Genomic DNA, 22,856 nt, shown 5'->3' on the forward strand with positions numbered 1-22,856 from the left:
TTCCCTACGTTACATTTAATCATTTATCGGTTGGTGGATGATTAAATGTAACCTGAAGGGGAATTGTAAATTTAAAAAGCGATCGGAGATTTTCCTGATAAATTCAGCAGGAAATGATAGGCCCTACTTCTTTATTATTTTTAAAGTTTTTGTACTGTTTTGAGTATGCACCTGTAATAAATAGACCCCCGGACTGAACTTAGAAAAATCAATCTGGTTTTTATTGATAAAATGTACGGGTATTGCCTGACCTACCATATTGGTCATGGTCACTTTATCAATAGGAGTGACATGATCTACGGTTAAAATATTACTTACCGGATTGGGATAAATTTCGATTTGATCTTTTTCAAAATCAACGTTTCCAAGTCCTAATGTAGCCGTATTGTTCCTTGAGATAATATGTTTTTCCGGATCAAATCTTACTCCGGTTATGGTAAAAGGAACATTCACTGTGAATGACTCGTTGTTTACGGTATTATTTACAAAAGTATTATACACCTGGCCTCCCGCGCCTGTGAACTGTAATGGTAAACGCATTTCAAAATAATTAACGGAAGCGTGGGACTGAGTTTGGCTCACAAGAACTTTTACCTGGCCAGCTGCCATATTTTGAGCTTTAATGGTATAAACAGGATAGCCCTGATTGTAGATCCAGTCATTGAAAAAATCGGTCAGGCTGCTTCCGTAAACCGCTTCCATATGAGCTTTGAAATCTGGCGTTCCTGCAGTTTTATATATTAAATTGGGGTCATTTATATAATTCTTAAGTCCAAGCAGGAATGGGGTTTCACCCAGCTTAAGCCTTAACATATTTAGGACCATCGCACCCTTATTGTAAGAAAGACGGCCGTCAAAAATACGGTCTTCATCAAGGGCTTCTGCATCCGTAAGATATACCGCGCCGTTAGGTTGTGAAGTGATATGGTTGATCAGGCTGGTTCTGTTCGATATGCCTGCTGCATTACCATCATAATGTTCTATAAGCAGTTCATCCATAAAAGTGGCAAATCCCTCGTTGAGCCATATGTCGTTCCATGTAGCACAGGTGATTTTGTCTCCAAACCATTGATGGGCCATTTCATGTTCCATCATATATCTGTTATAATTGCTGATAAAAGAGACTGTAGGATGCTCCATTCCGCTCTCGGTAACTTCCGCATTTCCATATTTTTCATTACTATAAGGATAGACCCCTAACAGGGATTCGAAAAAAGTTAAAAAGGAAGGCACTTGACCTAAATTATTTTGTGCGAGATTCAGGTGTTCGGGAAAAACATAGTTAATAATCGGGTAGGTATTGGGAGCGGTACCCCCGGTCTGATTAAAAGTGCTGTAATTGGTCACAGAGACGGAAACCAAATATGCCGGAATGGGATAATTGTGATGAAAATGGGTGGTTTTATCAGAGCCGGAAATGACTGGAGCGGCAAGTTCCACACCGTTTCCAACCGCTACATATTGGGATGGTGCTGTAATATACAAATCAATACTGTCTATTTTATCTCTCATGTCTTGCTTACATGGCCACCATTCTCTGTCTCCGAATGATTCTGATAATGTAAAGAAGATAGGCGAGCTGTTGTGGGTCGTAAAAAAGACATGTCCCGTACTGGGTGGTATACCGGCATATGTGATTTCCACAGATGCACTTGTACCCGCCAGTTGTGTATTGGGAAGGGTAATGACTAATTCTTTGTTTGCATTTTGGATGAATGAAAGGTTTACATTATTTTGCTTTACAGAACTTACGACCATCTGACTGACCAGGTCAAAGGTGATGGTATTCATATTCGATAGAGCTGTATAGGTGGTGGTCACTTTTCCGGATATGTTTCTTACGCTTGGATTAACTTTTAATTCTAATTTATGATAAGTAACATCGTAGTTAACCGTATTTGGATTGAACTGAACGTTCTTTTTACTCAACGCTGACTTCTTTTCTTTTTTTGAAATCATGTCAGTGTGGTGTTTTCCTTCTTGTGAAAATACAAATGAAAATGATAGAATATTTAATAGAATGTAAATAATGCGTGTTTTCATTGTTAATAAATTTGTTTTTTATCGAAATAATTCAATGCGAATATAATTTATTTTTTCATTATTTCAATATATAGCTGTTCATTTTATTTCGTGTGAAATTCTATCGTTTCAAATGTTCCTTTTTGAATCAGGCGTTCTGTTTATATGCTGAAATGACAATGAAGGGCATAAAAAAAGCACCTTTTTCAGATGCTTGTGTTTTTAGATATTCTTTTGTTAAACTTCGTCGTCAGAATCAATAGTGAATGATTTGCTTTTGAAGTCTTTGTCGTGTTTTTCTGATATTACATCCTCACCCTTCTCGTTAATGATGAAATCTGTGGATTCATTAAACATCTCCTGAAAACTTTTAAAATCTTCTTTGTAAAGATAAATTTTGTGCTTCTCGAATGTAGCTTCCCCATTCTCCCCGAAGTTCTTTTTACTTTCGGTAATCGTAAGATAATAATCTCCTGCTTTCGTCTCGCGCACATCAAAGAAATAAGTTCTTCTCCCTGCTTTTAACACCTTAGTGAAAATTTCATTTTCATGGCGTTCCTTGTATTCACTCATTGTTAGATATTTTTTAATCTTGTTAAGAACAAATATAAAAGAATTCTTTTAATCACAAAATTTTTTTTATGATTTATTTAACAATTGAGAATGAAACGGCTAAGCAGTTACAGAATTGGCAATTTCGGTGAGGTTGATGATTTTATCGGCTTTTTGAGCGCTAGACTCTCTGTGTGTGATAATTATGGACGTGGCATTGTTGATTTTTCTGTCGATATTTTCAAGGATATTCTGTTCCGTTTCGGTATCCAGAGCAGACAGGGAATCATCAAAAATGATGATATTCGGATCCTTTATTAAAGCTCTTGCGATACATATCCTTTGCTTCTGGCCTCCCGAAAGCATTACCCCGCGTTCACCAACAAGTGTTTTATACTGCTCTTTAAATTCAACAATATTCTTATCTACGTCTGCAATTTTGGCATATTCCACCACTTTTTCATGGGAAGGATGATCAATGGCAAAACCGATATTATTTTCAATAGAATCCGAGAATAAGTAGCTTTCCTGAGGAATGTATCCAATGAAATTTCTGTAATTGGTCAGATTGTGATCTTTCAGATTCTTCCCGTCAATCAGGATTTCACCTTCTGTAGGATCAATCAGTCTGCACAGCAGAAGGGCAATCGTAGATTTTCCGCTCCCCGTTTTACCCATGATCGCCAGAGATTCACCTGCTTTGATTGTAAAGCTTAAATTATCTAATGCTTTGATTCCGGTGTTCGGATAAACGTAGGAAACATTTCTGAATTCAATATCTCCTTTAATAGGATAGTTTTCAAAGTTAGTGTTAATAACTTCCGACTTTTTATTAAGAAATTCATTGATTCTCTGCATTGAAGCCTCAGCTCTCTGATTTACAGAAGTTACCCAACCTACCATGGAAAATGGCCAGATCAGGATATTGATATACATGAAGAAATCGGCAATTTTACCCACACTCAGCTCTCCGGCAATATATTTCTGTCCGCCTACAAGAATAACAGCCACGTTCAGTAGTCCGATTACAAATAAAATAATGGTAAAGAAATACGCTTCTGTTTTCGCTAAATCCAAAGCTTTGTTTTGATAATCAGTAACTTTGATGCCGTAATTCTTCTTGATGTAATTTTCTTTAGCAAAAAACTTTACCACTCTGATTCCCGAAAAACTGTCCTGTACAAAAGTAGAAATCGCAGACTGGCTTTTCTGCATGATCTTCGACTTCTGATTGATGATCGAACTTACCTTAAATATAATATAGGATAGAATAGGAAGTGGCAACAACGTCCATACAGTCATAGACGTATCTGTTTTCAACATATAAATACTGGTGATCACAAGGAGAATCACCAAGTTTACCACATACATCACCCCCGGTCCCAGATACATTCTTACTGCTACTACATCCTCACTTAACCGGTTCATAAGGTCACCGATCGTAGTTTGTTTGTAATCTGTAAGCGAAAGTTCCTGATAATGTCTGTAGATCTTATTTTTCAGTTCATATTCAATTCTTCTGGATGCAACGATGATCGTCTGGCGCATCATAAAAGTGAAAAATCCGGTCAGAAGTGAACAGCCTACAATAATGGCCACATACACTAAAACCTGGTTGTTGAAGCCCAGGTTGCCGCTTTTGGTAAGTTCGTCCACAGATTTTCCTACAAACTGAACTTTATATATATTGAAGAAATTACTGGCAATGATAAATAATAACCCCCAAAACAATAATATTTTGTGCTTCCAAAAGTAAGGGTTTAAGGTTTTTAGCGCTTTCATAAAGTTTTACAAATTTACAAAAATGTAGGCAGACTACGAATTTCATCAATTTTAATTTTTGTATCTTTGCACCCATAAAAAGCTCTTTGAATGTTAGGAAGACGACAAATCCGTGAAAAAGTAGTACAAACAGTGTATTCTTACTATCAGAATCCTGTAAAGTTTGATATTTTAGAGAAAAATATGTTCTCTGGAATAGAGAAAATCTATAATCTCTATATCTATCAGCTTAATTTTTTGGTAGCTCTGAAAGAATTGGCAGAGACTCAGATCGAAATTGGGAAGAATAAATATCTTAAAACCGATGCTGAAATAAATCCTAACCAAAAATTCATCAATAACCAGGTACTGATCAAGCTGGAAGAAAATCCTGAGAGATTGTTTTTCACAGGCCAGCACAAGCAGGTGAAGTGGGATATGCATGATGATATATTGGTGAAAACTTTCCAGAGAATTACTGCAGGAAAGCGTTACCAGGATTTCATGAAGGAAGACGGATATTCTTTTGAAGAAGATCAGAAGTTTATCGGGAAACTGTTTTTAAGATACATCGCTGAGAATGATGATTTTCAGGAATATCTTAGTGATAAAGAACTTTCATGGTACGATGATATCCACATCGCCAACTCAATGGTACAGAAAACAATCGGTTTCCTGAAGGAGGATGAAGAAAGCAGAACATTAATCAAAATGATTAAAGATGAAGAGGATAAAGATTTCGCAGGAAAACTTCTGAGAGATACCCTGAACAACTGGGAAGCTAATGAGAAAAAGCTAAGTGCAAGGTTGGAAAACTGGGATCTTGAAAGAGTTTCATTAATGGATAAAGTCATTTTGTCGACAGCGCTTTCTGAGCTGGATAATTTTCCTTTTACGCCTTCAAGAGTTATTATCAATGAATATATTGAAATTGCAAAAGTATATGCAACGGACCGTTCCAATATCTTCATTAACGGAATTTTGGATAAATATTGTAAAGATCAAAATAGAATTTAACATGAAAAAGACGTTATCAATTATCGCTTTGTCTATTATAGGCCTTGGTTTGGTTTCTTGTAAAAAAGAAAATCAGCAAGCTGCTGCAGGTGCAGAAGTTGCTAATATTACAGATTCTACAGCGGGTGCAACCAATTTAGCTCCTACTGCCGCTGCTCCGGTTTCAGCTGAACCAGCTGCTGCTCCGGTTTCTAACCAGCCATTGACATCTATTGCCCTATCTGAAAACAGCTTCGATTTTGGAAAAATCAAAAAAGGAGAAAAAGTAGAGCACGTTTATGAAGTGACAAACACAGGAAAAAATCCTTTGGTGATTTCTGAAGTAAAGCCAGGATGCGGATGTACTGTTCCTGATTTTACAAAAGAACCAATTCTTCCTGGTAAAAAAGGAAAAATCACTTTGCATTTTGATTCTTCAAGCTTCGACGGAAACGTTCAGAAGTATGCAGATGTATTTGCTAACGTAGATAAGGCTCCTATCAAATTAACGTTCACAGCGAACATCCAACCATAATATAAATATATGTTGACAATCTTTTTACAGGCACAGCAGGGGTCTTCATCTATGATGCTGATCATGATGGGGGTAATGTTTGTGGGGTTTTATTTTCTGATGATAAGACCACAGATGAGAAAACAGAAGCAGGAGAAAACCTTCCAGGAAACTTTAAAAGTAGGAACCAGAGTAGTCCTTACTTCAGGTCTTCACGGTAGAATTGCTCAGGTTCAGGATGACGGATTCGTGATCGAAACCTTATCTGGAAAACTGAAATTCGAAAAAGCGGCAGTTTCAAGAGAATTTACTGAAACGCGTTTTGGAGAAAAAGCGAAAGCAGCTGCAGAAAAAGCAGCAGAGAAAAAAGAAATTGATACTGAAAAGAAATAATTTTTCAGTTTGAAAATATCGCTCGGCGCGGTGAACGAAGTTCACCGCGCCGAGTTTTTTATAGAGCTAAAAGAATCAAGAACCAAGAGCCAAGATTTCAGACACAAGACTTTCTTAGGTTAAGGCTAAGATTGAGATTAAGAAAGGTCAATGGTGAATTTTGCTTCGCAAGTGAAGTGTGAATCCAACAACCCGAATCTCGTAACCCCCAATTCCTCAAATTAGTGTTATCCGTGAACCTATTCGTGAAATTTGTGTTTAAAAATTAAAATCAAATAAAATATCTTTGCACCATGAATCAAAATACAGACAAAACCGTTCTCATTCTAGGCGCCAATTCAGATGTAGCCAAACAATGTATCATACAGTACATTCAGAAAGGATTTTCTGTCATTGCAGCTTCAAGGGATACCTCCTCACTTGAGAAATTCGTCGCAGACAACAGACTGGATGTTTCAAAGGTGACCATTCTCTATTTTGACGCTGTAGATTTTGATTCTCATCAGAAATTTTGTGATGCTCTTCCGGTAAAACCACATATTGCAGTCTATGCAGCAGGTTTTCTGGTTGACAATGAAAAAGCATTGATTGACTTTAAAGGCACTCAGCAGATGATGCAGGTCAATTATATGGGAGCCGTTTCCATTCTGAATATTATTGCAATGGATCAGAAAAACACCCATCTGGAAAGAATTATTGGGCTGTCTTCACTGTCGGGAGTAAGAGGAAGGAAAAGTAATTTTGTGTATGGAAGTACCAAAGCTGCCTTTACCCAATATTTAGCCGGTTTAAGACAGGAACTGGCTTCAAGAAAAATAAAAGTCAATGCTTTGGTGATCGGCTATATCAGAACAAAGATCAATGAAGGGCTGCAGCTCAACGAATCTCTGATCATGGAGCCGGATTATGTCGCAAAACATATTGTCAATGCAGGAAATTCTTTCACTATCGTCCCGAATTTTAAGTGGAAGATGATTTATCTGATTTTGAAAATTCTTCCGGAAGGTTTGGTGGCTAAGCTTCCTTAATATTTTTCATTAAATCTATATTTTAGAAAATAAGGGTCATAAAATTTAATGATAATTTCCATTTATTGTTTTGTTTTTATAACCTGAACTTTATCATTGAAAAAACGGTTGTATACCCAACTGAGCATCCATATTTTTTTCATTATTTTTATCACTCGGAATTTTCCTTCTACAGGATTCGACTTCTAAAACGATCATTGAGTAAAGCCACAACAGGCTTTCGCGCTATCCAACTATAATTTCTTTGAACATTACTTTAGGCCAAAAGGTTTAAGGGTGTATTTCAGTATTCAGTACGTCACATTTCCCCTGGAAATTGGGTTGCCTACAAAATTCAGTCAATAAATATTTAAATTAAAAATAAACAGTAGAAAATGGATGATTTAAAAATAAACAGTATTCAACAGCATTGGGATCACTTCATATCCTCAGCAATTGCTTGGGCTCCTAAGATTATTACCGCTGTTATTTCAGCATTTCTGATCTACCTGATTGGGTCCTGGCTTATCAGAATGATTAAAAAACTCGTTGAAAAAGCTTTTAAAAAGCGTAATATGGAAGCTTCGTTACAGCTTTTTCTTTTAAACATTATTAGTTGGGGTCTTAATATTCTGCTCTTTATTGTGGTGGTTACCCAGCTGGGAGTACAGACCTCTGCATTTGTAGCGATGATAGGTGCGGCAGGATTGGCAGTAGGTCTGGCTTTGCAGGGTTCTCTTACAAATTTTGCAGGAGGTATACTTATTTTACTGTTGAAGCCTTTCAAAATAGGTGATTTTATCTCAGTCAGTTCAGGGGTTTCCGGGACCGTGAATGCCATAGATGTTTTTCATACAAGATTGATCACACCTCAAAATCAGTTAATTGTCATTCCTAATGGAGAAATTTCAAATAAAAGTATTACCAATTACACCCAGTTGGGAACCCGGAGAACCTGGTTTGATATAGGAGTTTCCTATACTGCTGATTTGAAACAGGCAAAAGAAATTTTATTGTCAGTTATCAACAGTAATCAATATGCTCTTAAAGAACCTGCACCCCAAGTAGTCGTTACCGAGCTAGGAGATAGCGCCGTGAATTTATCTGTACGGGCAACAGCAACCAATGAAAATTTCTGGGCCATGAATGAAGAGTTAATCATCAACTGTAAAGCAGCTCTTGATAAAGCCGGAATTGAAATACCCTTTCCTCAAAGAGATATTCATGTTTATAACCAATAACAGATGTGTTTTTAACGAATACTAACAGGTCCTGCATTTATTTAGTGCAGGATTTTTTTATGAAGATGTGAGATTTCAGACATGAGACTTGGAAACATCAATGGTCAATTTTGCTGTGCAAGTGAAATGTGAAAGGACTCCAACCCCGCAACTCTAAAACTCTCCGACCCTAAAACCCTACTACTCTCCAACTCCCAACAATTCCAACGCTTTCATCATATCAATTCCCTTTCCCAAAACAGGCTTAAACAAATCGCCCTTTTCCTTGATTCTCTCCAAAGCATTATGAATGGTAAAATCAGTAGGCTTCAGACCCGGTTTTACTTCCTCCCACTCCAAAGGCATAGAAACGGAAGCGCCTTCTTTGGGTCTCAAACTGTAGACACTTGCTAAAGTCTGTCCCGTCCTGTTTTGCAGATAATCCAGATAAATTTTCTTATCATCCCTTTTCTGTAAACTTCTTTCAAGAGTGGTCAGTTTCGGCAGCTTTTCATTCACCTGTTTCATCAGAATGTGTGCAAAATCTTTTACCTGGTCAAAATCATACTTTCCACCCGTCGGAATATAAATATGGATTCCCGTACTTCCCGAAGTTTTACAATAACCTTTAATTTTAATTGAATCTAAAACTTCATTCACCTGAAGCGCTGTTTCAATCACGTCATCAAATGTGTTCTTCTTTGACGGGTCTAAATCCAATACCAGATAATCCGGGTGTTCCAGATCCGGAAGCGAACTGTTCCATGGATTCAGATCGATGCAGCCTAAATTATTCAGATACGCCAAAGTTGCTTTGTCATTACAGTACACATAATCAATGTATTTGTCATTGGATTCCGAGTAGACTTTTGTTGTTTTGACCCAGTCTGGCATACTGTCACCTGCGTCTTTCTGGTAAAACCCCTGCTCTTCAATGCCGTTGGGGAAACGGTTGAGAGACAGCGGACGGTTTTTCAGATAAGGGAGAATATATGAAGCAACGGACTGGTAATAGGCTATGACATCTCCTTTCGTAATGTCATCTTTTGGAAAATAGATCTTATCCTGATTGGTTAGTTTTACTTTATGTTTATCCAGTGTAACTTCCTTTTCTTTTTCAGAGCTTTCTGATTTCTTGGATGGCATCTTCGCTTTCATTTCTTTAGGATTTTTGTTGGTTGAAGTATCTGTATCTTCAGGTTCTTTATCTTCACGGATCGCCACAAAAACAGGATGTCGATACATTCCGTCTTTTGTGATTTCGGAATACTTAATTTCACATACCAGCTCAGGCTTTGTCCATGTTACGGGCATATTCGTATTCGGAACCGCTTCAAATGGAGAAGTCTTTAGGATCAGTTTTTGGAGTCTTTCATAAAGCTGTTTTAAAGATTCATGATTAAAACCTGTTCCTGTATGGCCACAGTAAATCAGCTTTCCTGAAATATATTTTCCCAGAATTAAAGCTCCGAAATTTTCCCTGGAGCCTTTGGGTTCTGTAAATCCGCAAATAATGGCTTCATCCGTATTCGTGAATTTTATTTTAAGCCAGTCATTCGTTCTGTGGTTTTCCACATATAAACTGTCGGCTTTTTTGGCGATCATTCCTTCCAGCTTCATTTTTTTCATCTGGTTGAAAAAAGCAGTTCCTTTTTCGGGAATATGATCACAATATTTGATCACATCCGTTTCCGTTAAAGCTTCTTTTAAAAGTTCCTTGCGTTGTAAGAGAGGGAGTTCTTCTGTAGAATGACCATTCAGCCAGAGAAGATCAAAAACCTGATAAGTGAGAGCCATGTCGGGATGATCGCCGATCTGTTGCAGAAGTTGGAAATTAGGTTTACCATGCTCGTCATAAGCCACAATTTCACCATCCAGAATCATTTTATGTTTCTGTTGATCAAAGTCTTTTACAACTTTTTCAAATTTTGATAAAAATGAAATCCCATTTCTGGAGTAGAACAGGGGATGGGTATGGCTGAGATCGGCAACAGCTCTGTAGCCGTCCCATTTGATTTCAAAAACCCAGTCCTCATCGTCGAATGCTTGATCAGAAGGTTTGGCCAGCATCGGTTTGATGAATGAGCTTAATTTTTTTTCGTTCGTTAATGAATTGAAATTTTTAAACCTTTTTTCAGAGGTTATAACTTCTTTCTTTCCTTTATTTTTGGGCTTTTTTTTTCCTCTAAAAATTTCGTCACCAGAGATTTTGGTGAAGTGTTTTCTTCAGCATCATAAGGACTTTCTTCAAATTGATCCTTGTGTTTAATGAGCAGCCATGCATTATCCTCCGTGTTTTTCATTTTAACAAGAGCAAATTCTCCTTTCAGCTTTTTCCCGTGCAGAATAAATTTTAATGAGCCAGAACGAAGTTCTTTCATGAGTTCTTTTTCATCCGACAGTTTGCTGTCTTTATCTAAAGGCTCATACGTTCCGCTGTCCCAGACTTCCACCTGACCGGCTCCGTAATTTCCTTCCGGAATATTTCCTTCAAAATCTTTGTAATGATAGGGGTGATCTTCCACCATCATTGCCAGTCTTTTATCTTTGGGATCTAATGAAGGACCTTTCGGAACGGCCCAGCTTTTCAGTACTCCATCCATTTCCAGACGAAAATCATAATGAAGACGCGATGCAGCATGCCTTTGAATGACAAAAATAAGCTTGTCTTTGCTTTTTTTCGTTTTGCCTTGAGGTTCGGTAGTTTCATCGAACTTTCTTTTATTCTGGTAATCTTTCAGAGCCATTAGGATGCAGATTTAGATTTGGGACTTTGTAAACTGGCTTTCAGCTGAGCCATAAGGTCTATAACCTTACCTTCTTTTGCAGGTTCGGCTTTTTTCGTTTTAATGCTTTTGCCTTTTGCTTTTTTTCTGATAATCTTCATCAGTTCATCAGAATAAGTGTCTTTGTACATCGCCGGATCAAAGTCCTGAGAAAGCTGTTTGATAAGACTTACAGCCATTTTCAGTTCTGCAGGTTTGGGAGCTTTTGCGGCAGGAATTTTCAAATCTTTATAATCTCTTATTTCCTGATCAAATCGGAGACGGTTCAGAACGAGTATATCTTTATAAGGTCTGATCATCCCAATCGCTTCACTGTCGCGAAGAACAAAGGTTCCGATTCCAGCCATTTCTGTTTCCTGCAATGCTTTTAGAAGAAGCCTGTAGGCGTTTTCACCGTTCTTCTGAGGTTCCAGATAATAAGGGTTTTCGAAGTATACACTGTCTACTTCAGCTTCCTTTACAAATTGATCGATGGAGAGTATTTTTGTTTTCTCGGGACTGGCTGCCTCATAATCTTCTTCATCAAGAACGATGTATTTATCATCCATGAGATAGCCTTTCACAATGTTTTCCCATTTCACTTCTTTTCCTGTACTCTCATTGACTCTTTTAAATTTGATATTGGAAAAATCAGATTTATCGAGCATATCGAGGTCCAGTTTTGTGGTTTCTGTGGCGGAATAAATTTTAACCGGGATATTGACTAAACCGAAGCCAATGGCGCCGTTCCAGATTGCTTTCATTGTCTTACGTTTTTAAAAATCAATCAATTAACATGCCGTGGAAAGATGATGTGGTACTTTTTATCGGCTTTGTTGTCAAATGACAATGGCTGCTCCGGCGTATTTTTATAATTTTATAGTTCCCGACTATTCAGGCAACATAAACATGGAAGAACTTTTTAACTACATCCGCAAATTCGGAATACTCAATGCTGAGGAGGAACAGCTGATCGCTGAAGGCCTGCAGGAAATCACCATAGAAAAAGGAGAAGCTTTCATAGAAGCCGGAAAGGTAAGCAGAAAGATCGCTTTTGTAAAAGAAGGGGTTTTCCGGTCCCTGTACTACAATAAACTGGGGGATGATTTTACCCGCTACTTTATCTATGAAGGAAGGTTTATCGGAGATTTCCACGGCTTTGCGGATCAGATGCCTTCACTTGAATACATTGAAGCGGTCACAGACGGAGTGCTGCTGGCCATAGATCTTGATCATTTTAAAAAGCTTGAGAAAGAAATTGCCATCTGGCCTTTTCTGTTTGCCAAGGTTCATGCTTTTGTGGCAGAGAATAAACTTAAGGTTGCAAGCACAATGCTCAATCTGGATGCCAAGGCTCGCTACATTCATTTTTTAGATCATTATCCGGGGCTTGCGAACAGGGTTCCACAATCTATGCTGGCTTCTTACCTGGGAATTACTCCCTCGTCTTTAAGCCGTATCAGAAGGAATATTGTGTAAAAAAAATCAATAGGAACGGGCTTTAGTCAGATTTAAGATTAACAAATTTCCATAGGCTTTATCTAAAAGTCTATCTGATTAAACATCAGATTTTAATCATCATCATCAATACTTTTTACATTATACATTTATACACTATACAAAAAAAAAGAATTCCTTTTTGCCAAATGACAATGGCCTCATTTCCAAACCACCATAGCTTTGCATCATAAAATTTAAATATATGGACATTGTATTAGGCCTGCAGTGGGGCGATGAAGGGAAAGGAAAATTTATTGATCTCATCAGCGAGGATTATCACATGACGGCACGTTTTAATGGCGGTGCTAATGCCGGACACAGTATAGAAAGAAACGGTAAGAGAATCACTTTAAAATCGCTTCCTTCCGGGATTTTTATGAAAGGTGTTCAAAATGTCATTGGAACAGGAACGGTACTGGATCCGGTAAGCCTGAGAAAAGAAATTTTAAATCTTAAACAGTTTGACGAAACGGTTGATCCTGAAAACAACCTGATGATTTCTAAAAAGGCACACCTCGTTCTACCTACCCATAGACTTTTAGATTGCTTTATGGAAGACAATCCGGATTATACCACCATCGGAACAACGAGAAATGGTATTGCACAGGCGTATTCCAATAAGATCTTAAGACAGAATCTGAGAGTCGGCGATATAGATTCTCCGGATTTTAGAAACAAAGTAGAGCAAATTTTAGAAAGAGACTACAGGCTTCTTGCCGGCGGAGATATGGTACTTCCTTCATTAGAGGAAATCAGCAGTGAGTTTTTTGAAGCGGTAGATTTCCTGAAAAAATTCACCCGTACCGAAACAGAGCTGGTGCTGAATACAGCTTTATCAGAAGGAAAAAAGATTCTGGCAGAAGGATCACAGGCAGCGATGCTGGATATAGATCACGGTACCTATCCTTATGTAACCTCCTCATCTACCACAGCCGCAGGAGCATGTGTTGGACTGGGTGTATCACCTAAAAAAATCGGTGAAATATTCGGGATTGCAAAGGCGTATTGTACAAGGGTAGGGAATGGCATGTTTCCTACAGAAATTTTTGACAATTTGGGGGAAGAGATCAGACAGAAAGGAAATGAATTCGGTTCCAATACAGGGCGCCCGAGAAGAATCGGATGGCTGGATCTTCCGGCTTTACGATATGCCATTATGATCACCGGAACTACTCAGGTTATTCTGACTAAAGCCGATGTTTTAAGCGGAATGGAATCCGTGGCAGTCTGTACCCATTATGAGCTTGAAGATGGGAATATGTCCCGAACTTCGGGGACACTTCCTGAAAATGCCCGTCCGGTTTTAAAACAGATGAAAGGCTGGGAAGGAGATATTACCGCTATTCAGGATTCCTCGAACCTACCCGAAGAATTGAAAGCTTTTCTTTCTTTTCTGAATGATGAGCTGGGTGTTCCCATTACTTATCTTTCTACGGGACCGGGAAGGGATGAGATATTGAATTTAAACAGTAAATAATTATAAATCAAAAGAGGTTGGGAAATAAATTCCCAACCTCTTTATCTGGATAAAAAAAATATATTAATTAACTTTTGTAAGTTTAAAACGTTGTTTTGTAGGTGGCTGAACCGATTGATCCGTACTACCGATTACAATAGGAGTAAGGTTAGTGGTTAGACCTCCCTTCACTTCTAATCTCAACGATGGCGCATTCTTAGGAGCAAAGCCAAAACCATTATTTCCCAGGTTGAATAATAACCATTTCTGAGCATCGGTATTAGCATTAGTTCTTATTTCTACTGCTGTTCCATTCGCTGTTCCGCTACTTTTTACGGTTAATACTTTTGTAGGATCCAAAGTAGATTTGATGATGTAATAGCCATGATCTGATTTAGTGAACGTAAATCTCTGGTTATTCCCCGTAGAAGCTGAATACAGAACCACACTGGTACCATCTGTAGTGGAGCTTCCGGAAATATCTAAATTTTTATCATTCGCTAAAGAGGTTGTAAAAGTATAAGTTCCGTTAACTGCGGAAGTCGCATTAACAGGACCGTATAGATGGTTAATTCCTGCATAGTCACCGGCAGACAATCCTGTTCTTTGCTTGGTGAAAGTAGAACCGTCCAGTTTAGTCATTACAGGCTGGCTTGAATTTATAGCAAAGTCAGTTGACTGATACATCATCACTGAACCGAAATCAAATGCACCGTGTCCTGCATAATCATTGTAAAGGTTGAAGTTATGACGGCTTCCTTCTACCGCCCTGTTAACATCTACAATAATATACTGATCTCTGTCCGGACGGCACTGTTCATGCATGATTCCCATAGAGTGCATCACTTCGTGAGCAATAATGGCCGGATAGGTAATATTATAAATTTTAATACCATTAACTCTGTTTTGCTGCCATCCAAGCGGAGAACTGTTACCTGTAGAATAAGTAAAGGTGATATATTCTGTCTGGTTGGTACGTTGAACAAACTGAACACTGGTTTGAGAAGAAATCATATCAAACGCTTTGTTAATATTGGTAAGAAACGTATTGTAGTTCTGGGTGCTCAGCGTTCCCTGGCTGGGTAATGTATAATAGACTGTTGCATTTGGCCACGTTTTAATAAAAGAGCTTACAATGGTACTTTTCTCCGATGTTGACAGTTCGGAATTGGCCTGCATCTTTAATTTGTTAAACTGTTCAGATGAAATCGTAATGTCATCTGCGTAAAAATATTCACCATTGACTTCATTGACATACGTATAAGTTCCGTTAATTAATAATTTGTGAACCGTCGTATTATCCAGCTTCTCTGTTGTATGATCCGTTGAATTGGCTTGGGCATTTTCGATATCCGACCTACAAGAATTCAGTGCCAGGACAAGGCACCCCGATAAGAGTAATAGTTTGCTTTTCATATGATTTAAATATTGGTGTATTGGTAAAGTTTTTCAAATATGAACGGTGATGTTGTTATCATATTCACATAAGAATTGTAAATGTACTAATAAAACCTGTATTTAAACATAACATAATATAATAGTTATTTTACTGTTTATTTTATTGAATAGCGTATTTATTTCGTTAATAAATTTATTTAATGTTGATTTTATTCTATTAAATTAAAATTTTAATTATTTCACAAATATTTGATATAAACGTGCAAATGATCCCATATCAGGGTTGAAAACCTAGCTAAACTGAATGTTCCTGTAATTCTGGTTGAAAAAACTGAAATTTTTCTTCCCTTTGGTCAATATCAGTTGATATAAATTTTTTCAATCTGATCATTATCGGTGTCTACAATCAAAATCCCTTCATTTTCACTATTGAGCTGGCCTATTAAACTTCCTGTATTACTCCAAACAGAAGATTTTCCGGCACATTCATAACCTCCGGATTCTCCAATGAAATTGGCCATTACAACAGACATATGATATTTTTCTGCGATGCTGGAAAGCTTACTGATATCTTCATCGATGCCATTGAACGAATTGAGTACACTTGCTGCATAAATATTTGAACCTGCCTGATAAGCTTCCTGTGAATGCATAGGATCTGATAAATCATAGCATATGGCTAATGATATTTTATTCTGCAAGACTTCCAGCTGACAAAAGCGATCTCCTTTCGAAAAAACTGCGATTTCTGTTGGGAAAAGATGCCGTTTTGAATACACTTTTCTTCTTTTGCCCGGCTCGAATATAATACTGCTTATAAATAGCTGATCGTCTGATTTTGTTGGCATTCCTACGATAATACTCATGTTATTATCGTCTGCCATTTTTTGAAAGACCTCTAAAACCTGATCTTCATAATCAATGGAAATCTGTTCTGCTAATTCAGGTTCATAGCCAGTAATTGAAAGCTCAGGGAAAATAATCAGATCAACGTTTTCAGTCGCTGCTGCTTTGATTACTGTTTTGTGATTTTCAATATTTTTTAGAATATCTCCTTTTATGGGTGTTATTTGTGCTGCTGCGATTTTCATAGGATGTCAATAAAAAAGCGGAGAAAAATCTCCGCTTTCAGTTTATGCTTTTAAGTTCAGTTGTATTTCCAGTTCATCCAGCTGTGCATCGGCGATAGATGCCGGCGCATCGATCATCACGTCACGCCCTGAATTATTCTTAGGGAATGCGATATAATCCCTGATCACTTCGTTTCCGTCAAGAATAGCCACCAAACGGTCAAATCCGAAAGCCAATCCACCATGAGGCGGAGCTCCGTATTTAAAGGCATTCATCAGGAATCCGAACTGAGCTTCTGCTTCTTCTTTCGTAAATCCTAAGAGGTCAAACATTTTAGACTGAAGATCTTTATCGAAAATTCTGATAGAACCTCCACCGATCTCGTTTCCGTTAAGAACCATATCGTAAGCATTGGCTCTTGCTTTACCCGGGTCTGTTTCCAGTAAGTGAATATCTTCCGGCTTAGGAGAGGTGAAAGGGTGGTGCATCGCGTGATAACGTCCACTTTCTTCGTCAAATTCCAATAATGGGAAGTCTACTACCCAAAGTGGTGCAAATACATCTCCTTTTCTCAGTCCCAAACGGTTTCCAAGTTCCATTCTAAGGGCAGAAAGCTGAGCTCTTACTTTATGTTCGTTTCCGGATAAGATCAGCATTAAATCACCTTCTTTAGCTCCGAATTTTTCAATGATCTTCGCCAGATCTTCCTCGTTGTAGAATTTGTTGACAGATGAGGTTTTCACACCGTCATTCTGGAATTTAGCCCAAACCATTCCGGATGCCCCGATCTGAGGACGCTTTACCCATTCTACCAATTCATCGATCTGCTTTCTTGTATAGTCTGCACATCCTTCTACATTGATTCCGACCACCAATTCAGCGTCGTCAAATATTTTGAAATCTTTTCCTTTGACAAGCTCGTTAAGTTCCACGAACTCCATTCCGAAACGGATATCCGGTTTGTCGTTTCCGTATTTTTTCATCGCATCTGCGAAAGTCATTCTCGGAAAAGCACCGAATTCCTGTCCTGTAATATCTTTGATCAGGGTTTTCGTCATGCCTTCAAAGACATTCATAATATCTTCCTGCTCTACGAAAGCCATCTCGCAGTCAATTTGTGTAAATTCAGGCTGTCTGTCTGCTCTTAAATCTTCATCACGGAAACATTTTACGATCTGGAAATATTTATCCATTCCACCTACCATCAGAAGCTGCTTGAACGTCTGTGGAGATTGTGGCAATGCATAAAACTGTCCCGGATTCATTCTGCTTGGCACCACAAAGTCTCTTGCCCCTTCCGGCGTAGATTTGATTAAAACCGGAGTTTCTACTTCGATAAATCCTTCGTCTGAAAGATAATTTCTCACCTTCTGCGCCATTTTATGACGGAAGATCAGTTTATCTCTTACCGGTGCTCTTCTGATATCCAGATAACGGTATTTCATTCTTAATTCTTCACCGCCATCCGTTTCATCCTCAATAGTAAAAGGAGGAAGTTGAGACTCATTAAGAACAGCCAGTTTTTCAACTAAAATTTCAATTTCTCCAGTAGGAATATTGGGATTTTTGCTTACTCTTTCGATTACTTTTCCTGTCACCTGAATCACAAATTCGCGTCCCAGTTTTTTAGCTTCTTCCATCAGTTGGGCAGAAGAACGGTCCTGGTCAAAAACCAGTTGGGTAATTCCGTAACGATCCCGAAGATCTATCCAAATCATAAATCCTTTATCACGGATAGTCTGTACCCATCCGGAAAGTGTAACTTCTTCATTAAGATTTTTTAGAGATAATTCTCCGTTCGTGTGTGATCGAAACATAATTATTTGTTTAAGGTTCAATGTTTAAGATATAAGGTTAAGCTTTCTGATCGTGAAATTCTCAACCCTAATTTCCGGATGCAAAGATAAGATTTTTGCAGGTTCTGTAAACAAAAAAAACTTCCTTTCGGAAGTCTTGTATATTATTTAAGGGCTTTTTAATTATTGGTAGCGCCTTTTTGTATCAATAGCTGTGCGGTTTCTTCTTTATTTCCCAATTTAGCCCATGAAAGCGGAGTTTTACTATTACACTCTTTATTTACATCTGCTTTATTTTCCAAAAGATATTTTATAATATTATTTCTGCCATAAAGAGAGCTGAAACCCAATGCGCTGAACATTTCATCTTTAAGAGCAAAGCATTTGTTGTAATCTGCTTTTGAAAAATTCTTTTTAAATGAAGTAACGTTGTCAGATTGAATAGCCTGCATCTGAGCTGAGCTAAGTGACTGAGCAGAAAGCATGCCGGCAGATGCCGAGATGGTAAGTATAAAAACAGTAGAGATTATTTTTTTCATAAGATTCATTTTAAGAATATACAAATCTAAATTATTTTTTTGATATGAGTAACTAAATTTTTATAAGAATTGAATTTGTATTTTTGATAATCAGATAATTATTGATTAGGAAATGACTAGATATATAGATTTTTTGAAAAAAGCATTCAGCGGCGAAGAGGTGGATTATACCAAAATAACGATCAGAAGCGCGGTACTTCTCCTAGCCGTTCCCATGATGCTGGAAATGGCCATGGAATCCGTTTTTGCATTGGTAGACCTATACTTTGTAGGTCACCTGAAAGAAAGCGGATATGCCATCCAGACGGTAGGTTTAACGGAATCTGTGCTTTCTGTGATGTATTCCATTGCGATTGGGATGAGTATGGCAGCGACCGCTTTGGTGGCACGGCGGATTGGGGAGAAAAACCCGGAGCAGGCTTCCAGAAGTGCTGCACAGGTGTTGCTCGTTTCATTTGTCATTACCTTTTTGCTAAGCTTATTAGGGGTTATTTATGCCGAGGAAATTCTGATTCTGATGGGTTCAAAGCCTGAAGCCGCAGCTTACGGAAAAGATTTCACGAGGATCATGATGGGAAGCAGTGTCATTATTATGCTTTTATTTTTGATCAACGGAATCTTCAGAGGAGCAGGAAATGCAGCCATTGCAATGAAATCTCTCTGGATCGCCAATATTGTGAATATTATTCTCTGTCCTGTTCTGATCAAAGGTTTTGGACCTGTTCCTGCTATGGGACTTACCGGAGCGGCTTTGGCAACTACCATAGGACGAAGTATCGGGGTGGTTTATCAGCTGTATCATCTTTTGGTTGCAGATACCCAGATCCGTATTGCGCTTCCTTATTTTACTCCAGATTTCAAACAGATTAAATCCATTGTAAAAATAGCGACACCCGGAATTTTCCAGTTCGTGATTGCATCATGCAGCTGGATTTTTCTGGCCCAACTGGTAGCGACTACCGGAGGAGAGAATGCATCTGCAGGATATCAGACGGCTTTAAGGCTGATGATGTTCTTTATGCTCCCAGCCTGGGGATTGAGTAACGCGGCTTCTACACTGGTCGGACAGAATATGGGCGCTAATGAAATGCTGAGAGCAGAACAGTCGGTGATGAAAACCGTAAAATATAATGTGATCTTCATGCTGGCGGTAAGCTTAATCTTTTTCCTGCTTGGAGATTTTCTGGTAGGATTTTTTACACAGGAAGTCCATATCAAGGAGTTTGCTAAAAATGCACTGCATATTATGAGTGTAGGATTTATTTTCTATGGAATAGGAATGGTGCTCATCAATGCTTTTAATGGAGCAGGAGATACGTGGACACCTACCTGGGTGAATTTCTTCGGGTTTTGGCTGTTTCAGATTCCGCTGGCTTATTTTCTTTCAAAACATTTCGGAATGGGACCTAAAGGAGTTTTTATCTCCATTCCGGCTGCAGAAACTTTGATTACCATTGTGGCTTTTATCCTGTTTAAAAAAGGAAAATGGAAGACTGTGAAAGTGTGATTAAAAAAAATATGGAAGAGGGATAAGTTACTGTTTGCGACCTTAATAACTTCCATCTTCCAGCCTCAAACTTCCTTTCTTTTGTCTCGATTTTATAAAAATTTTAACAGCCTTAATTTTTAATTGTAAGCCATATTCCCTAATTTAGTATTTAATCACTAAAACATGTATCATTATGGGAAAAGGAGACAAAAAATCAAGAAGAGGCAAGATCAATTCTGGAAGTTATGGTAAAAGAAGACCTAGAAAAGGTTCTAAGTCCGTTGGTTCCTCTGAAACTAAAGCAAAAAGCTAAAAATAAAAAAGGCTGAAGATCAATCTTCAGCCTTTTTTTATATACAAAATTAAATTATTTTCCTCCTAAAATATTACCAAGGATGCTTCCTAATCCACCTCCCTGCTGCTGCTTTCCTCCGCCACCGCCGAGTACACTTCCTAAAATATCATTAAGCGGGTTTCCTCCCGACTGCGACTGACCGCTTCCCAGAACACTTCCAAGGATATCATTCAATGGACTTGACTGCTGCGTCTGAGCCTGACTGGATGCATTTCCAAGAATTCCTCCCAAAAGATCTCCTAAACCTCCTGCTCCTACATTATTCTGTTGTTTCTCTTTACCGATGTATCCCATGATCACCGGAGCCAGCATGGCTAAAATAGGTCCGATTTTATCGATGGAGATTCCTGTATTCTGAGAAAGTTGATTTTCTACATTGCTTTTCTGCCCTCCGAAAACATGGTCAAGGATTGATCCTCCTTCAGCCTGTCTTGCTTCAGCCTGTGATGCATCATCAAGAATACTTCCGTCGTGGTCTTTATCTAAAGCATTGTTTAAGGCTTCTGCTTCGTTAGCATCCTGAGATTTGTTTCTAAGATAAGAAATCACCAAAGGAGCTGCTACAGCCAATAATGCAATAATCTGGTTTCTGCTGATCCCGAATTTGTTTTCTGCCTGCTCAGCAACCTGATTGCTGGTGTTACCTGTAAGTAGGTCAATTAAACTCATAGTTTGTGTTTATTTTAAAGTATTAAGTAAATCAAAGTTATCAAAAAATGTGACTCACAAAATCTTTTCACTTCACAATTATTGTTAAAGTTTTTTCAGATCTTCCTCTGTATATCCCTTAGTCTTCATCAGCTCTATATAATCGTTGGCTCCGTCGAGCATCCAGTGCATTGGATCCGGAGATTTCTTTTTTTCAATAATAAAATCAAGAATTCCTACATTATTATTCATCCAGGGAACCAAATAATAATCCAGGCCACCCTTATATTTTTTAGCCTCATGAAAGCTTCTTCCTTTTTCTGTTAAAAATGCGGTCTTGCAAGCTGCATAATAGCCCAGAGGAATGAGAAGACATACCCATGAGAATTTTTTTAGGGAAGTATATTTTGGTAATGAAAGTCCATACCCGATTGAAAGAGCAAAAATCATATTAAAAGGAATGAAGAATACATAATTGTCCGAAACGGCATAGAATGTAGAGAACCCATATACGCATACAGCAGCCGTGAAGAATACAAAAAACATCTTCTTATTGATACTGTATAATGATATCATTCCTATGATTCCAAAAAACACGAATATATTGAAATTGTAAATCAGATAACCCACAGATTGTACAAAATCCAGTACATATTGTTTTGATGTTTTCTTGAATGAATCCTGGACCCAGTGTGCTCCTTCTGAAGTATATGGAGAATTCAATGGCAGCCCTTGTGATACATTTAGAACAGTTAGTGATAAGAATAGAATCAGGAAAATGACCAGCGAAGAATAAGCATATTTTTTTTCTGCTCTAAAATAATATAGAAAAAGAAAAAGTCCGGGAATCAGGAGTATATTCTGGATATGCAGCCAAAGGCTTATTCCTAAAAATAATCCACTTAAAATGATATAGTTTTTCTTATGTTCGGTAAAGGTTTTCACCATTGAAAAAAAGAAAAGACTGATCCATAATGAATTATAAGTGTAGACTTCTACGATCTCTGCATTTCTCCAAAAGGAAAAACTGAAACCGAACACAAACGAGGTTGTAATAGATACCCATTCTGTTTTTGTAATGCTTTTTACCGTGAGATAAATAACAGATACTGTAGCAGCAGCAGAGCCAATTATTAAGAGTCTGCTGGTGGCGATGGCATCAAGTCCTGTAATGTTTTTGATGAAAATAGCGGTGTTTACATAGAGAATGTGTGTAATGGCTGTGGCTACCGTTTTGTACTCGCCAAGTTCTACGCTATGTACAAACCCTACACAATCAGCAAATGGAATTCTGGTAAAACTACCTGCATAATAGATCGCTGCAAAAATGAAAAATATAAATATTGCGTATAAGTTTTTAAACATAAATTAATT

21 protein-coding genes are annotated in these 22,856 nt (G+C 37.9%); 9 read left to right on the forward strand and 12 right to left on the reverse strand.

The annotated features are described in order from the left end of the window. Nucleotides 1–123: 123 nt before the first annotated feature. The 3 genes from BUA72_RS00605 to BUA72_RS00615 all read right to left on the reverse strand — a co-directional run bounded on the left by BUA72_RS00605 (nucleotide 124) and on the right by BUA72_RS00615 (nucleotide 4,356). Nucleotides 124–1,959, reverse strand: coding sequence for a M1 family metallopeptidase (locus BUA72_RS00605; RefSeq protein ID WP_228407821.1), 1,836 nt, complete (start codon nucleotides 1,957–1,959; stop codon nucleotides 124–126). A gap of 300 nt (nucleotides 1,960–2,259) precedes the next feature. After that, complete coding sequence (locus BUA72_RS00610) at nucleotides 2,260–2,595, reverse strand: DUF3276 family protein (protein WP_034701927.1); 336 nt, start codon at nucleotides 2,593–2,595, stop codon at nucleotides 2,260–2,262. 99 nt (nucleotides 2,596–2,694) lie between these two features. After that, complete coding sequence (locus BUA72_RS00615; protein WP_072921328.1) at nucleotides 2,695–4,356, reverse strand: ABC transporter ATP-binding protein; 1,662 nt, start codon at nucleotides 4,354–4,356, stop codon at nucleotides 2,695–2,697. A 90-nt stretch (nucleotides 4,357–4,446) separates the two neighbouring features. On the opposite strand from BUA72_RS00615, the gene BUA72_RS00620 reads away from it, so the two are divergent. From BUA72_RS00620 to BUA72_RS00640, 5 genes are all read left to right on the forward strand, one after another. After that, nucleotides 4,447–5,352, forward strand: coding sequence for a transcription antitermination protein NusB (locus BUA72_RS00620; RefSeq protein ID WP_047452917.1), 906 nt, complete (start codon nucleotides 4,447–4,449; stop codon nucleotides 5,350–5,352). Between the two features lies 1 nt (nucleotide 5,353). After that, the gene (locus tag BUA72_RS00625; RefSeq protein WP_072921329.1) at nucleotides 5,354–5,866 is read left to right on the forward strand and encodes a DUF1573 domain-containing protein; all 513 of its coding nucleotides are present in this window, start codon (nucleotides 5,354–5,356) and stop codon (nucleotides 5,864–5,866) included. Between the two features lie 9 nt (nucleotides 5,867–5,875). Then, nucleotides 5,876–6,238 carry a preprotein translocase subunit YajC gene (gene yajC / locus BUA72_RS00630; RefSeq protein ID WP_034723294.1) on the forward strand — a complete coding sequence of 121 codons (363 nt, stop codon included), beginning with the start codon at nucleotides 5,876–5,878 and terminating at the stop codon, nucleotides 6,236–6,238. 293 nt (nucleotides 6,239–6,531) lie between these two features. Continuing rightward, nucleotides 6,532–7,266 (forward strand): SDR family NAD(P)-dependent oxidoreductase, encoded by a 735-nt coding sequence (locus BUA72_RS00635; protein ID WP_072921330.1) that lies wholly within the window; start codon nucleotides 6,532–6,534, stop codon nucleotides 7,264–7,266. Nucleotides 7,267–7,640: 374 nt separating this feature from the next. Beyond that, nucleotides 7,641–8,486: a mechanosensitive ion channel family protein gene (locus tag BUA72_RS00640; RefSeq protein WP_072921331.1), complete on the forward strand. Its 846-nt coding sequence runs from the start codon at nucleotides 7,641–7,643 to the stop codon at nucleotides 8,484–8,486. 180 nt (nucleotides 8,487–8,666) lie between these two features. Here the strand turns inward: BUA72_RS00640 and ligD are convergent, their stop codons facing one another. The 3 genes from ligD to BUA72_RS00655 all read right to left on the reverse strand — a co-directional run bounded on the left by ligD (nucleotide 8,667) and on the right by BUA72_RS00655 (nucleotide 11,994). Next, on the reverse strand, nucleotides 8,667–10,535 hold the full coding sequence (gene ligD, locus BUA72_RS00645) for a DNA ligase D (protein ID WP_072921332.1): 1,869 nt from the start codon (nucleotides 10,533–10,535) through the stop codon (nucleotides 8,667–8,669). Nucleotides 10,536–10,606: 71 nt separating this feature from the next. After that, entirely contained in the window at nucleotides 10,607–11,212 is a 606-nt protein-coding gene (locus BUA72_RS00650; protein WP_072921333.1) for a DNA polymerase ligase N-terminal domain-containing protein, read from the reverse strand. Then, entirely contained in the window at nucleotides 11,212–11,994 is a 783-nt protein-coding gene (locus BUA72_RS00655) for a non-homologous end joining protein Ku (protein WP_072921334.1), read from the reverse strand. Before BUA72_RS00655 ends, BUA72_RS00650 begins: the two co-directional genes overlap by 1 nt. 145 nt (nucleotides 11,995–12,139) lie before the next feature. Between BUA72_RS00655 and BUA72_RS00660 the strand changes: the two genes are divergently transcribed. Both BUA72_RS00660 and BUA72_RS00665 read left to right on the forward strand, forming a co-directional pair. After that, the gene (locus tag BUA72_RS00660) at nucleotides 12,140–12,709 is read left to right on the forward strand and encodes a Crp/Fnr family transcriptional regulator (RefSeq protein ID WP_072922454.1); all 570 of its coding nucleotides are present in this window, start codon (nucleotides 12,140–12,142) and stop codon (nucleotides 12,707–12,709) included. 223 nt (nucleotides 12,710–12,932) lie between these two features. Then, nucleotides 12,933–14,207, forward strand: coding sequence for an adenylosuccinate synthase (locus BUA72_RS00665; protein WP_072921335.1), 1,275 nt, complete (start codon nucleotides 12,933–12,935; stop codon nucleotides 14,205–14,207). A 63-nt stretch (nucleotides 14,208–14,270) separates the two neighbouring features. Here the strand turns inward: BUA72_RS00665 and BUA72_RS00670 are convergent, their stop codons facing one another. From BUA72_RS00670 to BUA72_RS00685, 4 genes are all read right to left on the reverse strand, one after another. Further along, a complete protein-coding gene (locus BUA72_RS00670) occupies nucleotides 14,271–15,602 on the reverse strand; it encodes a M12 family metallopeptidase (protein ID WP_072921336.1) in 1,332 nt (443 codons plus the stop codon). Nucleotides 15,603–15,943: 341 nt separating this feature from the next. Then, on the reverse strand, nucleotides 15,944–16,675 hold the full coding sequence (locus tag BUA72_RS00675) for a carbon-nitrogen hydrolase family protein (protein ID WP_072921337.1): 732 nt from the start codon (nucleotides 16,673–16,675) through the stop codon (nucleotides 15,944–15,946). Nucleotides 16,676–16,717: 42 nt separating this feature from the next. Continuing rightward, entirely contained in the window at nucleotides 16,718–18,472 is a 1,755-nt protein-coding gene (gene aspS, locus BUA72_RS00680; RefSeq protein ID WP_047452896.1) for an aspartate--tRNA ligase, read from the reverse strand. A 158-nt stretch (nucleotides 18,473–18,630) separates the two neighbouring features. Then, nucleotides 18,631–18,990: an ankyrin repeat domain-containing protein gene (locus BUA72_RS00685; protein WP_165571852.1), complete on the reverse strand. Its 360-nt coding sequence runs from the start codon at nucleotides 18,988–18,990 to the stop codon at nucleotides 18,631–18,633. 112 nt (nucleotides 18,991–19,102) lie between these two features. Between BUA72_RS00685 and BUA72_RS00690 the strand changes: the two genes are divergently transcribed. Continuing rightward, the gene (locus BUA72_RS00690) at nucleotides 19,103–20,497 is read left to right on the forward strand and encodes an MATE family efflux transporter (protein WP_072921338.1); all 1,395 of its coding nucleotides are present in this window, start codon (nucleotides 19,103–19,105) and stop codon (nucleotides 20,495–20,497) included. 175 nt (nucleotides 20,498–20,672) lie between these two features. Continuing rightward, nucleotides 20,673–20,792, forward strand: coding sequence for a 30S ribosomal protein THX (locus tag BUA72_RS00695; RefSeq protein WP_072921339.1), 120 nt, complete (start codon nucleotides 20,673–20,675; stop codon nucleotides 20,790–20,792). 54 nt (nucleotides 20,793–20,846) lie between these two features. Here BUA72_RS00695 and BUA72_RS00700 read toward each other — a convergent pair whose 3' ends face one another. After that, nucleotides 20,847–21,503 carry a DUF937 domain-containing protein gene (locus tag BUA72_RS00700; RefSeq protein WP_072921340.1) on the reverse strand — a complete coding sequence of 219 codons (657 nt, stop codon included), beginning with the start codon at nucleotides 21,501–21,503 and terminating at the stop codon, nucleotides 20,847–20,849. A gap of 84 nt (nucleotides 21,504–21,587) precedes the next feature. Further along, entirely contained in the window at nucleotides 21,588–22,847 is a 1,260-nt protein-coding gene (locus tag BUA72_RS00705; protein WP_072921342.1) for a protein O-mannosyl-transferase family, read from the reverse strand. Between the last annotated feature and the right edge of the window lie 9 nt (nucleotides 22,848–22,856).

Source organism: Chryseobacterium sp. OV279 (assembly GCF_900128945.1).
Classification (GTDB): Bacteria; Bacteroidota; Bacteroidia; order Flavobacteriales; family Weeksellaceae; genus Chryseobacterium.

Bases quoted from the DNA above. Each gene is read 5' to 3' on its own strand.
- BUA72_RS00605 (WP_228407821.1), bottom strand. From the start codon at position 1,959: ATGATTTCAAAAAAAGAAAAGAAGTCAGCGTTGAGTAAAAAGAACGTT.
- BUA72_RS00610 (WP_034701927.1), bottom strand. From the start codon at position 2,595: ATGAGTGAATACAAGGAACGCCATGAAAATGAAATTTTCACTAAGGTG.
- BUA72_RS00615 (WP_072921328.1), bottom strand. From the start codon at position 4,356: ATGAAAGCGCTAAAAACCTTAAACCCTTACTTTTGGAAGCACAAAATA.
- BUA72_RS00620 (WP_047452917.1), top strand. From the start codon at position 4,447: ATGTTAGGAAGACGACAAATCCGTGAAAAAGTAGTACAAACAGTGTAT.
- BUA72_RS00625 (WP_072921329.1), top strand. From the start codon at position 5,354: ATGAAAAAGACGTTATCAATTATCGCTTTGTCTATTATAGGCCTTGGT.
- yajC (WP_034723294.1), top strand. From the start codon at position 5,876: ATGTTGACAATCTTTTTACAGGCACAGCAGGGGTCTTCATCTATGATG.
- BUA72_RS00635 (WP_072921330.1), top strand. From the start codon at position 6,532: ATGAATCAAAATACAGACAAAACCGTTCTCATTCTAGGCGCCAATTCA.
- BUA72_RS00640 (WP_072921331.1), top strand. From the start codon at position 7,641: ATGGATGATTTAAAAATAAACAGTATTCAACAGCATTGGGATCACTTC.
- ligD (WP_072921332.1), bottom strand. From the start codon at position 10,535: ATGCTGGCCAAACCTTCTGATCAAGCATTCGACGATGAGGACTGGGTT.
- BUA72_RS00650 (WP_072921333.1), bottom strand. From the start codon at position 11,212: ATGGCTCTGAAAGATTACCAGAATAAAAGAAAGTTCGATGAAACTACC.
- BUA72_RS00655 (WP_072921334.1), bottom strand. From the start codon at position 11,994: ATGAAAGCAATCTGGAACGGCGCCATTGGCTTCGGTTTAGTCAATATC.
- BUA72_RS00660 (WP_072922454.1), top strand. From the start codon at position 12,140: ATGGAAGAACTTTTTAACTACATCCGCAAATTCGGAATACTCAATGCT.
- BUA72_RS00665 (WP_072921335.1), top strand. From the start codon at position 12,933: ATGGACATTGTATTAGGCCTGCAGTGGGGCGATGAAGGGAAAGGAAAA.
- BUA72_RS00670 (WP_072921336.1), bottom strand. From the start codon at position 15,602: ATGAAAAGCAAACTATTACTCTTATCGGGGTGCCTTGTCCTGGCACTG.
- BUA72_RS00675 (WP_072921337.1), bottom strand. From the start codon at position 16,675: ATGAAAATCGCAGCAGCACAAATAACACCCATAAAAGGAGATATTCTA.
- aspS (WP_047452896.1), bottom strand. From the start codon at position 18,472: ATGTTTCGATCACACACGAACGGAGAATTATCTCTAAAAAATCTTAAT.
- BUA72_RS00685 (WP_165571852.1), bottom strand. From the start codon at position 18,990: ATGAAAAAAATAATCTCTACTGTTTTTATACTTACCATCTCGGCATCT.
- BUA72_RS00690 (WP_072921338.1), top strand. From the start codon at position 19,103: ATGACTAGATATATAGATTTTTTGAAAAAAGCATTCAGCGGCGAAGAG.
- BUA72_RS00695 (WP_072921339.1), top strand. From the start codon at position 20,673: ATGGGAAAAGGAGACAAAAAATCAAGAAGAGGCAAGATCAATTCTGGA.
- BUA72_RS00700 (WP_072921340.1), bottom strand. From the start codon at position 21,503: ATGAGTTTAATTGACCTACTTACAGGTAACACCAGCAATCAGGTTGCT.
- BUA72_RS00705 (WP_072921342.1), bottom strand. From the start codon at position 22,847: ATGTTTAAAAACTTATACGCAATATTTATATTTTTCATTTTTGCAGCG.